Consider the following 13,430-nt stretch of genomic DNA (forward strand, 5'->3'; position numbering starts at 1 on the left):
AATTAAGGGAGGGCTAAAATGGTAAACGTTTCAGTTTTTTTATTGATGTGTGTTTTGCTGGTAATTTTACCAGGTCCAGATACAGCTATTGCGACAAAAAATACGCTTACTGTGAGTAGAAAGGGAGGTATACAAACGATACTCGGCTCATGCTGTGGCCTACTGATTCATACGTGTGCTGCGGTTATAGGCCTTTCTGCAATTATTGTAAAGTCAGCATATGTATTTGCAGTTTTAAAATACGTAGGTGCGGTATATTTATGTTATTTGGGTGTGAAAACATTATGGACATTGAAAACAATACGCTCGCAGCCTCCTGTGTTACATGATGAGAAGCAAATCGATCATAAATACGCACATCAATCTTGTTTCAAACAAGGATTTTTGACGAATATAACGAATCCTAAAGTTGCAGTATTTTTCTTAACGTTTTTACCACAATTCGTAGATGCCACAAGCGCCACGTTTCTGCCATTTCTAATCATGGGACTCATTTATACTGCTATAACAGTCCTTTGGTTTGTGTTTTATGTATACTTGTTGGATAAAATCAGTGCATTTATGAAAAAGCCGACAACGAAGACTGTTATTGAGGGACTGACAGGTACAATTTTAATTGGATTTGGCATTAAGCTTGCATTAGAAAAAGCCCATTAATCATGGGCTTTCAGACTGACGACAAATTCAAAAAAATGGAGTTTATTTACAGTGTTTGCTCTTTTAAAAATAGAAGACTCTATATGGACCCGTTGATTTCCGCTACGGCGGACGCTTTCCGCGGGAGTCGCCGCATACGCTCCAATCAACTCGTGGTCGTCTATCGATGATTGAGATGATGGGTAAGATGACGAAAAATAGAATAATGAACTTATTGTTTACAGTATTTTTTCTTTTAAAAATAGAAGCCTCTATATGAAACCGTTGATTTCCGCTATGGCGGACGCTTTTTGTGGGCATGGCTTCAGTCTCCTCGTCGCTTCTCTCCTGTAAGGCCTTCAGCTCATGCTTTTCCCGCAGAAGCCGCCACCTGCGCTCCAATCAACTAGTGAACGTCTATAAATGATTGAGGTGATGGATAGGTGACGAAAAATAGTAATAATGAATTACATCGATTAGAAATGCTGACAGTTGATCAAATGATGCCTGAAGAACATTTAGTACGCAAATTGGAAGCTGCGCTTGATTTTATTGTTATCTATCCATTATGTGAAGAAGACATTCACCCTTTAGAGTACTACTCTCGTCAATAGAGGCCATTTGTAATTAATATTTCTGAAAAATTTCAAAAGGGATTCGGAATGATTACATTCCGAATCCCTTTTATCGTCATATAGTACTTTAGAAGAAAAGGAAACCGATGCTAATGATAACGCCGGTATAGATAAGGATGAATAGACAGAATCCCATGATATCCTTTGCTTTTAAACCTGCAATGGCAAGTGCTGGCAAAGCCCAAAATGGTTGAATCATATTTGTCCAAGCATCGCCCCAAGCAATTGCCATTGCAGTTTTAGCATAATCGGCACCTAATTTAGTTGCAGCATCTAACATAATCGGAGCTTGAACAGCCCACTGACCGCCGCCCGATGGCACAAAGAAATTGACAAGTCCTGCAGAGAAAAATGTGAATAAATAGAAAGTATGCTCGTTTGAAATGTTCACAAACCATCCGGAGAATACAGCTGCTAAACCAGAAGCAGTCATCATCCCCATGATACCTGCATAAAACGGGAATTGGAAAACGATTCCGGTCGTCGTTTTGATGGCATCTTGTGCAGCGGCAAGAAAACGTTGTGGCGTACCATGAAAAATAATACCTAGCACAATGAAAATAGTATTAACGACATTTAAATCTAAGACAAAACCCTTTGTTAAAAAATGATGTGTTAAATAAATAAGACCAATAGCGCCAATTAAAATAGTTAAAATGTAACTGCGCTCAGAACGACTTGCAAAATTCTTTTCAGCTGGAGGAAGTTCAACTTTCTCTACCGTTAATAAAGAAGGGTCGACTTCTACAACATCTTCTTCCTTTGGCATCATCCAACGATTAAAGAATGGTAAAGTTAAAATAATGATAATGACAATAAATAAGTTATATGATGAAAACAATGTAACTTTTGTTGGTACAACGCCCATAATATCCGCAAAAGTGTGCCCATCTGTTGCAATGGAAAGAGGCACTGAGCCTGCTAAACCGCCATGCCATATAACAAATCCTGAATAGGCACTAGCAATGAGTAAACGGTAATCTACTTTTTTTACATGACGTGCTATTTCTTTTGCGAAGAGTGCACCGATAACTAGACCGAATCCCCAGTTAATCCAGCAAGCGATTAGAGAGACAAATGTAACAATAATAATAGCCATACTTGGCGTTTTTATTTTACTAGCAATCGATGATAAGCCTTTTTTAAATACGGGGCTATTAGCTAAAATATGTCCCGCAGCAAGTACAATCACCATTTGCATTGTAAAGGCCAACAGTCCCCAAAAACCATCTCCCCAGTATGTGACCATATCAAGTGGGGAAGAGTCTGTTAATGTAACGCCTAATAATAAAACTAGCACCGTGAGTATAGTGACAAATATGTATGGATCAGGCAAATACTTTTCCATAATAGTATTCGAAAATTTAGTTAACGTTTTCACTTAAAAAATCCCCTTTCTTTTTCTACCATCCCATATTCATAATATTACATAGGGAATTGTGTAAATAAAGAGAAAATTGGCGCAAATAACGATAAATAAAGCTTTAAATAGAATTATTATTGTGAATTGTGTTTACAGAAATACCATAGTTAAATATTGTTTTAGATATTGAAAACCTTATCGCTATTGTATTTATCGTAGTTAACTATTAGAAGAAGGTTTAAAAAAATTTGCATCGAATTTATTACTAAATGAGACTTTTTAAGAATTTTTTATAACAAAATAGAATAAATGAGGGGCTTTTATATGGAGTTAAGAGATTTAAAAGCATTTATGGCTGTTGTTGAGCATGGAAGTTTTACCAAGGCGGCAAGTGAATCTTTCGTATCACAGCCATCTTTGAGCAAGAGTATTAAAAAATTAGAAGACACACTGCATGTGGAATTATTAAACCGATCAACTCGTAATGTGGATTTAACCGATGCAGGAAACATCGCTTATAAACAAGGGCAGAAAATTATGCGATCTGTTCATGATTTACATATACTACTGGATGATTTACTGAACATTAAAACAGGTTCTATTAAATTAGGAATTCCACCTTTAATTGGCACTTTATTTTTCCCTGAGATTGCCCGGAAATTTCATAAACGGTATCCAGAAGTTCACTTAGAGCTAGTGGAACGAGGGGCCAAAATGATTGGCACTTTAGTGGAGAACGGCGAGGTTGATATGGGGATTGTCGTTCTACCAACAGATGAAAGGAAATTCACGGTGCAATCATTTGTGGAGGATCAGTTTTTTGTTTTCATTAATGAGCAACATCCATTAGCAACACAAGATCATATTTTACTGCAAGACTTAAAGAATGAATCATTCATTACTTTAACAGAAGAATTTACCTTACATGATTATGTCATTAAATCATGTAAAAGTGCTGGTTTTAATCCATTAATTGGTTACAAGAGCTCTCAATGGGATTTAATTGTGGAACTTGTATCATCAAATTTAGGCGTAACACTTTTACCTTATTCGATTGCAGCTAAGCAAACGAATCGAAATGTGAAAATTATTCCATTGCTTAATTTTGATATGCCTTGGCGTTTAGGTGTCATTACGAAGAAAAATACATATCAATCCTATGCGCTAAAGCAATTGTTAAAGACCATTAGTTCGCAAGAAGAGTAAGAAAAATAGATTTATGCCCTTTTGGAATAAATAGTATTCAAATTAATTCCTTTACTTATAAAATGATAATGATGTAGAATTTTTCTTAATAAACGAGCAATTTTAGGGGGTTTCGATATGGGGATCGGGAAAGTGTGGAATTCGTTCGAGGAAGTCATTGCTGATATTAAAGATGGAGACACAGTAGTTGTAGGGGGATTTGGCTTATGTGGCATTCCTGAAAAGGCAATTTCGGCATTAGAGCATAAGGGCACAAAGGATTTAACTGTTGTTAGTAATAACTGTGGGATAGATGATTGGGGATTAGGGTTATTATTAGCCAATAAACAAATAAAAAAAATGATTGCATCCTATGTAGGAGAAAATAAAATCTTTGAGCAGCAATTTTTAAGTGGAGAGCTTGAAGTTGAATTAACGCCGCAAGGAACATTGGCAGAGCGTATACGTGCTGGAGGAGCAGGTATTCCTGGTTTTTACACGGCTACAGGGGTTGGAACGCCAATTGCTGAAGGCAAAGAAGTAAAAGTTTTTGATGGCAAGGATTATATATTAGAAAAGGGTATTGTCGGTGACTTTGCACTTGTGAAGGCATGGAAAGCAGACAAGCTAGGCAATCTCGTTTATCGTAAAACATCACGTAATTTTAATCCATTAGCGGCAATGGCAGGGAAAATTACTATTGCGGAAGTAGAAGAGATTGTTGAAGTTGGTGAACTGGATCCGGATCATATTCATACACCAGGCGTTTTTGTACAACGTGTGTTATTAGGTGAAAATTATGAAAAACGTATTGAGCGTCTAACGGTGAAAAAGGGGGAAGCATGATGGGCGATACAAGACAAAGAATTGTAGACAGAGCTGTACAAGAAATACAAAATGGCATGAATGTCAATCTAGGTATTGGTATCCCAACGCTTGTGGCAAATGCAATCCCGGCAGATTATGACGTACTTTTACAATCCGAAAATGGTCTATTAGGCATTGGTCCCTACCCGGAAGAGGGGGCGGTAGATGCTGATTTGATCAATGCAGGGAAGGAAACGGTTACAGTTGTGCCGGGTGCATCCTTTTTTGACAGCGCTGAATCTTTTGCCATGATTCGTGGTGGTCATATAGATCTTGCTATTTTAGGTGGCATGGAAGTATCTGAAACAGGTGATCTTGCCAACTGGATGATCCCTGGGAAAATGGTGAAGGGCATGGGTGGTGCCATGGATCTTGTCGTTGGAGCAAAAAGAGTAATTGTCGTTATGGAGCATGTCAATAAAAACGGCGAGTCGAAGATCAAAAAGGAATGTGAGCTACCTTTGACAGGAAAAGGTGTTGTTCATAGATTAATAACAGACTTAGCGGTTTTTGATTTTACAGCTGAAGGCATGGAACTTATTGAACTAACGGAAGGTGTAACTCTGGAGGAAGTGAAGGAGAAGACCTCGGCGTCATTTACAGTCGCACTGATAGAGTAATTTATTAAAGCCAGTTCACTATTCAAAGTGATCTGGTTTTTTATATGCAACAGCAAAACCATAACGAAAAGGTCAGGTCATCATTCATGTGCTATGAGAGCAAATTTCCATAGTTCCAAGTATTGACAAGAGATAATGTTATCATATATATTATTTAGAATTATATTGAAATTTGTTTCACAAAAAGTTTAATAATGTTACATATGCTATGAAGAGAAGAGTAAATAAAATTAATTCTTTACAGAGAACTCCGGTAGCTGAAAGGGAGTAAGACAAATTTTATTGAACCAAGCCTCTGAGCAGCACATTGGAACCCAAATAGGGGGATAGTGTGACAGGAGCTCCTGTTATAGAGCTAGGGTATAGTTTGTTGTACCTGATAAGGTTAATATGGTGACATATTAACAAACAGGGGTGGTACCGCGATTAAAAATCTCGTCCCCAAGACGTTAACGTCTTGGGGATGAGATTTTTTTTGTTTAAATGAAATATTATTTGATGAATAGCTAGGAGGAATGGAATTGAATATCAAATTATTATTAAAAACTTGGCGGTACCCAATTATTTTACTATTTAGTATTGGTGTGTCAAGTGTGGGAAGTTGGATCTATTTTATAGCCTTAAATCTCATTGTTTTGAACATCACGGAATCAGCTCTTGCTGTTTCTGGCTTATATATTATTAGGGCTTTATCGACAGTTTGTACGAATATTTGGTCAGGTAGTGTAATTGATCGTTTAAATAAGAAATATCTCATGATAGTACTGAATATGTTGCAGGCTTTATTCATTGCAGTATTGCCTTTTGCTTCTTCTTTAGTTTTTATATATGGTATGGTTTTTTTAATCACTATTTTCAGTTCTATCTATCATCCAACATCTATGACCTATATTACGAAGTTAATACCAATCGAACAAAGAAAACAATTTAACGCTTTGCGCAGTTTATTGGATTCAGGTGCGTTTGTGACAGGACCAGCAATAGCTGGCTTGATATTTACAATAGGTACACCTAATATGGCTATTTATATGAATGCCATCGCTTTATTTCTATCGGCTTTATTCACGCTCGCAATGCCGAATGTTGAAGCGTCTAAACAACTTGTTGAGAAAGCAGAAAATAAATTATCTATTAAATTATTAAAAGAAGATTGGAAACTTGTTCTAAGATTTAGTGGGAAATATTCGTATATCATGACTATTTACTTTTTATTTAGTGCCATGATTGTCATGATGACAGCTACGGATTCTTTAGAAGCGGCATTTGCCACTCAGGTGCTTTCTTTATCTGAAGGTCAATATGGAATTTTAGTGAGCATTGCTGGTGGAGGGGTATTAATTGGTTCATTAACAAATACGATTATTGTTGAAAAAATACCTACTTCTTGGCTTATTGGAATGGGTTCGTTAATAACTGCTTGTGGTTATATAATTTTCTCATTATCATATACATTTATACTAGCATCGATGGGGTGCTTTATTTTGTCATTTGCTACGGCCTTTGCAAATACAGGTTTTTATACTTTTTATCAAAATAATATCCCTGTGAATGTTATGGGCAGAATAGGGGGTATTTATGGTCTAGTGGAAGCTGTTCTAATCATTATTGTCACTGCTATTTTTGGTGTTGCGTCCGAAGTGTTGTCTATTCGAGCTGTTGTCGTTTCAGGCTCAATGATAATGTTACTAGTAGCAACTAAATTATTTATTTGTAATATTCAACGCTCTAAAAATAAATTTTATGCTAACACTTCTGAGGTTAATGATTCATTTCAATAGTTTCACGGGTATTACAGTGTAGAACAGCGAGGTCAAAACAATACTCTATTCAGACCATTGACTGTTCTCCATTCCTGTTTTTCAATTATATAATGTTCGAAAAGGAGATAAATATGAAACAACAATGGACAAAGGAACTACAGGTAGCGCAGGTGCGTGTTGCAAGACCCACTGATAAATTAAATGAAATTGAAAAATTCTATTGCGAAGGGCTAGGATTAGAAAAGGTAGGCTCTTTCACCGGACATCGAGGTTATAATGGTTTGATGATTGGCCTTCCAAACACCAGCTATCATTTGGAGTTTACGGAGCATATTGAAGGTAGCCCATGCCCAGCACCATCAAAAGACAACCTTCTGGTACTTTATATTCCAAAGCTTGAAATTATTCAGCGTATTGCCAAGCGCTTGGCGCACATGGGGTATCCTGAAGTTGAACCAGAAAATCCCTATTGGGCAGAAAAGGGCATGACAATTGAAGACCCAGATGGTTGGCGTCTTGTGTTGATGAATACAGCAGGGATATAAAAAATCTTTATAAGCATGGGGCTCTCTCAAAAATATTATTGAGAGGTCTCGTGCTTTTTTTTAATGTTCATCTCGAATACCCTGTATAGTATACAATGGAGGTTCACATTGTGCAGCGCATTAAAACAGGCGAAGAGTGGGGAAAAATAGTAAAGCAGTCGAAAGATCAGCCTATACTTTTACTAAAATTCAGCATGACTTGTATTAGTAGCATTTCAGCATTAAATGAATTCAAAGCACTAAACACAAATTTGCTAAAATACTTAGTTATTGTCCAGATGGAAAGAGACGTATCGAACAGCATTGAAAAAGAGCTTGGCGTAAAGCATGAATCACCGCAATTTTTAATCTTGCTGAATGGGAAAGGTATTTGGCAAGCAACCCATTATAAAATAAAGCGTACGCTATTAGCTGAAGCAATACATGCATATGTAAACTAATACGTTGTTTACTTAGGACCAAAGTAAAATACCCATCTTTGTAAATTATACTAAGATGGGTATTTTACAAAGAAGAACAATTACAAGATTAAACAACGGCAGAGTGTATGGAAAAATAAATACGTATAATTAATCTTCTAGGGCATCATGTTCTTTATACTGAGTAGCAATTGATTCTATATTCAGTTGGTTATAGTTAGCCCAATTAACTTCTTTAAAATCCTCTTCATTAAAATAAATACTTAAGACCTCGGTCATTTCTTCTTTTCCATTAGGCTCTGCTAATGGGGCAGACCAGACAATGGACGGCGTTTTTACACTTTTTAGTTTCGAAATTTCTGCGAATATTTTTGTGGAATCCTTCAACATCTGACTTTTTAAACCTTCACGTACATCTGTATCTTGTATCGAAATAGTTACGATACCTTTGTCTTCTTCTTTTACATTGTATTTATTTTTTACGATAGCGCCCACAATATCATTTACGGATGTGTCTTTATCGACCGCTACTTCTTTTGGTTGGGTATCTTTTCCACAAGCTGATAATAATAGTGTGAATAACATCACGATGTAAAATAGTTTTTTCATTTTAATTACCTCCCTTGTTACTCCATATATGTTCAAAATGCGTAGGAATTATACAAGGAGAGAGCTATAATTCCTTATTACAAAACATTACATAGTATGGAAAAAATATTTTCATGATAGTCCAACATAAAGGTAAGAATCGAAATATTGTTTACCTCGCTTAAGCAAAGAATAACAATAAAAGTTTTGTTAGTTTATCATTTGGTCATCTTTCAACTGATTCTTTTTCGTTTGATTTGCATCTTCTGGGCTGTTGATTTTACGTAATTTGGCCACGACAAGTAGTAACAGCGGTAATAAAATTGCGAATATTGATATATATAATGGCCAAGTTTCTTTATTGTACTTATCTGAATGCACTATATTCGGATGGACAATTTGAGAAAGTGCAACTGTAATAAAACCAAGTGGCAGGATTAACGGCCGATGATCTTTAATATTAAGTATTTGTCCTAAACCTTGTAATGATGCGTAAAAATACATAAATGCTCTTACAAATATTGTGACCATCCACATAAAAGCCATAATAATTTCAATGCGTTGCAGGAAATTACCAATTGAAATTCTTTGAGCTAGGGTGTAGCTAGGGAATATTCTTAGTGAAGTATTTGTTACGCCCAATACAAGGATAGATAATGCTATAAAGATAGTTAAAATGAATCCTCCTATTAACGTGCCAATATATAATCCTTTTTGACCGGATTTATGCACATTGATAGCAGATGGAAAAATCATTAATAGAACTACTAATGGAAAAGAAAAGAGACCCATAAAATGTAAAACGCTATAAATAAATGGTTGTGTTGAGACTTCTAGAACTGGTTGTATATGTCTAATGTCAATTTGCGGAGAGACAAATAGCACAAAGACAACAAATATAAACAAAAAAATAGGAAATAGTATTTCTAATGTACGCGCAAAAACTTCTAAACCTAAATAGGATGCAAAAAGGATAATAAAGTTAAACAATATTGCAAATACAACTGGAGGGGTCTCTGGCATTACTTCCGTCTGTAGAAAATTACCGATAAAGTATAGTAATTCTCCTGACGATAGCAATGTTAAGATGACAAATCCAATAGATACAAATTTACCTATAAAACTCCCTAATATTTTTTCAGTAGCCTCTACAAAAGACAAGGTAGACATTTTTTTCCCTAAAGTTATAAAAAACTTTATGATGATTAGGCTTAATATTGTACTTATTATGGCAACTATCCAAGCATCTTGTTTCACTTCTAGTGCTATGCTTGCGGGAATAATTAATATGCCTGTCCCTACAGTAAAGAGAATGACAATTATCGTGAATTGGCGTGCACTTATCAATTGTTTTTCCATAATATTATCCTCTTTTTAGATATTTTTATTTCAACAATGTTGTTTTTAAAAAATCACTAATTGGTTGAAAAATATAAATAATGACATCCAGGGGGCTGATAATTGTGGCATTTAAAATAATGGCGATATTTAGAGTTAGCCCCATAATTAGCAAAATTGAAAATGCCCAAATTGTTTTAGCACCACCTTTTTTCAAACTTGGTAGTTCAACATAGATAATAAACGCTGAAATGATTAATATTCCTATAATGATAAGCATTTCATATTACTCCTTTAATTTTGCATTTTGCATAGTTCCTAAACCTTGTGTATTGACATTGACCTTAACATCTACCTCTAAGTCGGGATATATTGTCTGCCAGTCGTTTTTTATGTTGTCCCATCTTTTTGCATCAGCACGATGTATAGCTTCACCAAAGTCAAGTACGTCTGCTTGGTATTTTTTTTGAAGAGTGTTAAGAACGTGATGGAGATCGTTTTCAATTGATTCTTCAGTTTTTTTATTAATAAAGTCAATGGTATCGATTTCGGTTAAATCAATATCACATTTAACTTCTGCAACATTTTGAACAACATCGATGTGAACCTTTATTTTAGGTTTACCATCTTCTATATGTCCTTTAACTGTTGTTTTCGATTGAGTTATTTCTGTTGTTAATTGTCCGTCTGATGGACAGGAGATAATCTCAATTGTAGATTTGATCTTATCATTTAAATAATTAAAGCTTTTACTTTCATATTCAGTTAAGTAGCCTAATAGTTTGTCCTGTTTGAATATGGCAAGCCCTGTAAACTTTAATTTTACTGGTGTTTCAATTCTTTCTACATTAGTCTGGTCAATCCCTAATTTTGGATCTCCTTGAACTTCAATTGCTGATAAAACAGTATACTGGTCCTTGCCACTAAACTTTGTAAGCAAAGCCTCAATGTCAACAGCTAATGTAGATCCCCATGCATCTTGAGAAATTCGAAGGGAATTTAACATTCTACTTGCAGGAATTTTTTCGATAGGTGTTAATACATTTAACACATCTTTAGCTGTTGCTTCTTGCGTTACGATAAAAGTAAAATCATTTCTAATCTCTTGGTCTCTCGCTAGAAAATCGATGATATCACTTATGCCACTCTGTGCTAACTCTTCTCCAATGACGACCATTTGAAGGTGGGCAAAATATAACTTCCTCGGAGATAATGTTAAAATTTTTCTGATTGCTTCAAATACCGTTTTTCCTGTAGCGTGGTAGGTGACGACTGGTGCACGACCACTGGAGGGTTGTTTTGAAGAAATTTCACTAGGGTCTACTACTTGAACAGATATGGCATATTCGTCATCTATTAGATCTATACCAAGTGCAACAACAAGAGCAAGTTCGTTTAATTCACGTTTACTCCAGCAACCACTTAAAATTTGCATCAAAAAGATGAGTAAAATAATGGTTATTGCTTTTTTCATTCGGATCCCTCTTTTTAACAGTTAATGGGCATGTCTTTTTTTGTTTTTTAAATGCTTATGTCCTCTTACATTATTTATTTGACTGATTAATCGTGGACGAGTTAATAAAGATCCACGCGGAAATAAAAGGAGCGCATCTTTTTGATCCTCTGGAATTAACGGCGCGAAAGGACTCATATAAGGGACGCCAAAGGAGCGTAAACTACATAAATGTAAGATAAGAAACATCATTCCTATAAATACACCAAATAACCCAAACATAGCGGCTAAAATCATTAGTGGAAATCGCAAAATACGTATTGAATTAGATAATCCATATGCCGGAAAAAGAAAACTACAAATGGCTGTTAAGGCTACAATGATGACCATTGCTGCTGAAACAATCCCTGCTTCGACGGCTGCTTGCCCAACTATTAAGGTACCTACAATTGAGATGGCGGGGCCAATCATTCTCGGCATTCGTAGTCCTGCTTCTCTCAACACTTCAAATGCAATTTCCATAATCAGTGCCTCCACAAACGCTGGGAAGGGTACACCTTCTCGCTGTGAATAAATATTGATGAGTAAAGGTGTTGGTATCATCTCTTGATGGAAAGTAGTGAGTGAAATATAGAGAGATGGTGCAACTAAAGCAAGACTTATCCCTAAAAACCTAATGATGCGAACAAATGAACTGACAATAGCATTTTGGTAGTAATCCTCTGCAGATTGCAAAAAAGAAGTAAATAATGCAGGTACAATTAAAACGAAAGGAGTGCCATCTACTAAAATGGCGATTTTACCCTCTAATAATTCTCCCGCAATGACATCAGGACGTTCTGAATTATAAACTGTAGGAAATAAAGAAAATCCAGTGTCTTGAATCATCTGCTCGATGTAGCCACTTTCTAAGATGCCATCAATATCAATCAAATTTAATCGATCAAATACTTCCTGAACCATTTTCTCGTTTGCTATACCATTGATATACATTACTGTTACATCTGTTTGTGACACTTCGCCAATGATTATGGACTTTACCCAAAGGTTTGGGCTTTTTATCTTACGTCGGATTAAAGCCGTATTGGTACGCAAAGTCTCTGTGAATGACTCTCTTGGTCCTCTAATAACCGATTCTGTTGCAGGTTCCGTTATTGCTCTATCTTTAGAACTTTTTGTGCTGGTGGCAATGCCTTTTGCTAATCCATTCAACAATAGGATGGTATCTCCATTTAAGACAGCGCTATACAATGAGGCAAAATCTACTATATCTTTAACATGACCCACCGTTAAACAGTAATCCTTTAAATATTGATTTAACTCAATAATTGTCGTTTCAGGAGTCTCCTTTAAGTCAGATAAAAGTGGCTCTACGATAAAGTCTGAAATGACCGTACTATTCGCTAAACCATCAGTGTGAATAATTGCAATGGACCGTTTCTTTAATTTACCAATTAAAGTCTCGCGAATAATAATGTCATCACTACTGCCAAAAGCTTCTTTTAACGTAGTTATATTTTTTGACAGTGATGTGTTTAGTGGTGTCTTTTGAGCATTCTGTTGGGAGGTGCTAGTATTCTCTAAAGCATTCACTTTCATGTCCTCCTCCATAAGTTTTTTAAACTATTAAGAGGATGTACAAATTTGTAAATAAATAAACTTAGTATTTGGTAGAAAGAGAAAATCTTTTTAAGAAGATTAGGAGAAGAACGCAAAGTAGGGAAGCAAAAAAGAGTGGGGAATTAATTGATGTCACGTTACAAGCATTTATAAATTATAAAGGGACTGTCTAAATACCATTCAAACATCTGTCTTATTGTGAATGTTACCACCAATTTTGACAATAAAAACTCACCCTCCAAAAAGAAGGATGAGTCGTTAAAAGCTTTGTGACTATAAAATTAAACTTAAAAGCCGCTATGCCGAGTTATTATTGAAATTTTTAAACCACCACTCCTCAATTTTAGAGTGGTGGTTTTTTTAAGGTCATAAGCTTATTTTAGTTGTCTTAAAAATGAAAG

Annotated in this window: 14 protein-coding genes and 1 other annotated feature; of the genes, 8 read left to right on the plus strand and 6 right to left on the minus strand. The window is 35.6% G+C overall.

Annotated elements, in window-relative coordinates; translation table 11 throughout:
* Positions 1-18 precede the first annotated feature (18 nt).
* Together H131_RS03695 and H131_RS24200 are read left to right on the plus strand one after the other, a co-directional pair.
* Positions 19-657 carry a LysE family translocator gene (locus H131_RS03695; RefSeq protein ID WP_010857711.1) on the plus strand — a complete coding sequence of 213 codons (639 nt, stop codon included), beginning with the start codon at positions 19-21 and terminating at the stop codon, positions 655-657.
* A 422-nt stretch (positions 658-1,079) separates the two neighbouring features.
* Positions 1,080-1,250, plus strand: coding sequence for a hypothetical protein (locus H131_RS24200; RefSeq protein WP_010857712.1), 171 nt, complete (start codon positions 1,080-1,082; stop codon positions 1,248-1,250).
* An 88-nt stretch (positions 1,251-1,338) separates the two neighbouring features.
* Here the strand turns inward: H131_RS24200 and H131_RS03700 are convergent, their stop codons facing one another.
* Positions 1,339-2,652, minus strand: a complete 1,314-nt coding sequence (locus H131_RS03700) for a short-chain fatty acid transporter (protein ID WP_010857713.1) — start codon at positions 2,650-2,652, stop codon at positions 1,339-1,341.
* A gap of 306 nt (positions 2,653-2,958) precedes the next feature.
* Here H131_RS03700 and H131_RS03705 point away from each other — a divergent pair, with 306 nt between their 5' ends.
* From H131_RS03705 to ytxJ, 6 genes are all read left to right on the plus strand, one after another.
* Positions 2,959-3,840, plus strand: coding sequence for a LysR family transcriptional regulator (locus H131_RS03705; RefSeq protein WP_010857714.1), 882 nt, complete (start codon positions 2,959-2,961; stop codon positions 3,838-3,840).
* Positions 3,841-3,957: 117 nt separating this feature from the next.
* Positions 3,958-4,665 carry a CoA transferase subunit A gene (locus H131_RS03710; RefSeq protein WP_010857715.1) on the plus strand — a complete coding sequence of 236 codons (708 nt, stop codon included), beginning with the start codon at positions 3,958-3,960 and terminating at the stop codon, positions 4,663-4,665.
* On the plus strand, positions 4,665-5,306 hold the full coding sequence (locus H131_RS03715; RefSeq protein ID WP_010857716.1) for a 3-oxoacid CoA-transferase subunit B: 642 nt from the start codon (positions 4,665-4,667) through the stop codon (positions 5,304-5,306). The genes H131_RS03710 and H131_RS03715 overlap by 1 nt, the downstream gene beginning before the upstream one ends.
* A gap of 199 nt (positions 5,307-5,505) precedes the next feature.
* Positions 5,506-5,752, plus strand: a binding site (T-box leader).
* Positions 5,753-5,821: 69 nt separating this feature from the next.
* Positions 5,822-7,084, plus strand: a complete 1,263-nt coding sequence (locus H131_RS03720; RefSeq protein ID WP_419185147.1) for an MFS transporter — start codon at positions 5,822-5,824, stop codon at positions 7,082-7,084.
* Between the two features lie 113 nt (positions 7,085-7,197).
* Positions 7,198-7,611, plus strand: a complete 414-nt coding sequence (locus H131_RS03725; protein ID WP_010857718.1) for a VOC family protein — start codon at positions 7,198-7,200, stop codon at positions 7,609-7,611.
* A 110-nt stretch (positions 7,612-7,721) separates the two neighbouring features.
* Positions 7,722-8,051, plus strand: a complete 330-nt coding sequence (ytxJ, locus tag H131_RS03730) for a bacillithiol system redox-active protein YtxJ (RefSeq protein WP_010857719.1) — start codon at positions 7,722-7,724, stop codon at positions 8,049-8,051.
* Between the two features lie 129 nt (positions 8,052-8,180).
* Here the strand turns inward: ytxJ and H131_RS03735 are convergent, their stop codons facing one another.
* The 5 genes from H131_RS03735 to H131_RS03755 all read right to left on the minus strand — a co-directional run bounded on the left by H131_RS03735 (position 8,181) and on the right by H131_RS03755 (position 13,008).
* Entirely contained in the window at positions 8,181-8,639 is a 459-nt protein-coding gene (locus tag H131_RS03735; RefSeq protein WP_010857720.1) for a hypothetical protein, read from the minus strand.
* A gap of 189 nt (positions 8,640-8,828) precedes the next feature.
* On the minus strand, positions 8,829-9,977 hold the full coding sequence (locus H131_RS03740) for a GerAB/ArcD/ProY family transporter (protein WP_010857721.1): 1,149 nt from the start codon (positions 9,975-9,977) through the stop codon (positions 8,829-8,831).
* A 25-nt stretch (positions 9,978-10,002) separates the two neighbouring features.
* Entirely contained in the window at positions 10,003-10,236 is a 234-nt protein-coding gene (locus H131_RS03745) for a hypothetical protein (protein ID WP_010857722.1), read from the minus strand.
* Positions 10,237-10,242: 6 nt separating this feature from the next.
* On the minus strand, positions 10,243-11,430 hold the full coding sequence (locus tag H131_RS03750; protein ID WP_010857723.1) for a Ger(x)C family spore germination protein: 1,188 nt from the start codon (positions 11,428-11,430) through the stop codon (positions 10,243-10,245).
* Positions 11,431-11,451: 21 nt separating this feature from the next.
* Positions 11,452-13,008 (minus strand): spore germination protein, encoded by a 1,557-nt coding sequence (locus H131_RS03755; RefSeq protein WP_010857724.1) that lies wholly within the window; start codon positions 13,006-13,008, stop codon positions 11,452-11,454.
* Positions 13,009-13,430 lie beyond the last annotated feature (422 nt).

The sequence above is a fragment of the Lysinibacillus sphaericus OT4b.31 genome (assembly GCF_000392615.1).
Classification (GTDB): Bacteria; Bacillota; Bacilli; order Bacillales_A; family Planococcaceae; genus Lysinibacillus; species Lysinibacillus sphaericus_B.

Excerpts from the sequence above, each read along its gene's own strand:
- H131_RS03695 (WP_010857711.1), top strand. The coding sequence starts at position 19 with ATGGTAAACGTTTCAGTTTTTTTATTGATGTGTGTTTTGCTGGTAATT.
- H131_RS03705 (WP_010857714.1), top strand. The coding sequence starts at position 2,959 with ATGGAGTTAAGAGATTTAAAAGCATTTATGGCTGTTGTTGAGCATGGA.
- H131_RS03710 (WP_010857715.1), top strand. The coding sequence starts at position 3,958 with ATGGGGATCGGGAAAGTGTGGAATTCGTTCGAGGAAGTCATTGCTGAT.
- H131_RS03715 (WP_010857716.1), top strand. The coding sequence starts at position 4,665 with ATGGGCGATACAAGACAAAGAATTGTAGACAGAGCTGTACAAGAAATA.
- H131_RS03720 (WP_419185147.1), top strand. The coding sequence starts at position 5,822 with ATGGAATTGAATATCAAATTATTATTAAAAACTTGGCGGTACCCAATT.
- H131_RS03725 (WP_010857718.1), top strand. The coding sequence starts at position 7,198 with ATGAAACAACAATGGACAAAGGAACTACAGGTAGCGCAGGTGCGTGTT.
- H131_RS03735 (WP_010857720.1), bottom strand. The coding sequence starts at position 8,639 with ATGAAAAAACTATTTTACATCGTGATGTTATTCACACTATTATTATCA.
- H131_RS03740 (WP_010857721.1), bottom strand. The coding sequence starts at position 9,977 with ATGGAAAAACAATTGATAAGTGCACGCCAATTCACGATAATTGTCATT.
- H131_RS03745 (WP_010857722.1), bottom strand. The coding sequence starts at position 10,236 with ATGCTTATCATTATAGGAATATTAATCATTTCAGCGTTTATTATCTAT.
- H131_RS03750 (WP_010857723.1), bottom strand. The coding sequence starts at position 11,430 with ATGAAAAAAGCAATAACCATTATTTTACTCATCTTTTTGATGCAAATT.
- H131_RS03755 (WP_010857724.1), bottom strand. The coding sequence starts at position 13,008 with ATGAAAGTGAATGCTTTAGAGAATACTAGCACCTCCCAACAGAATGCT.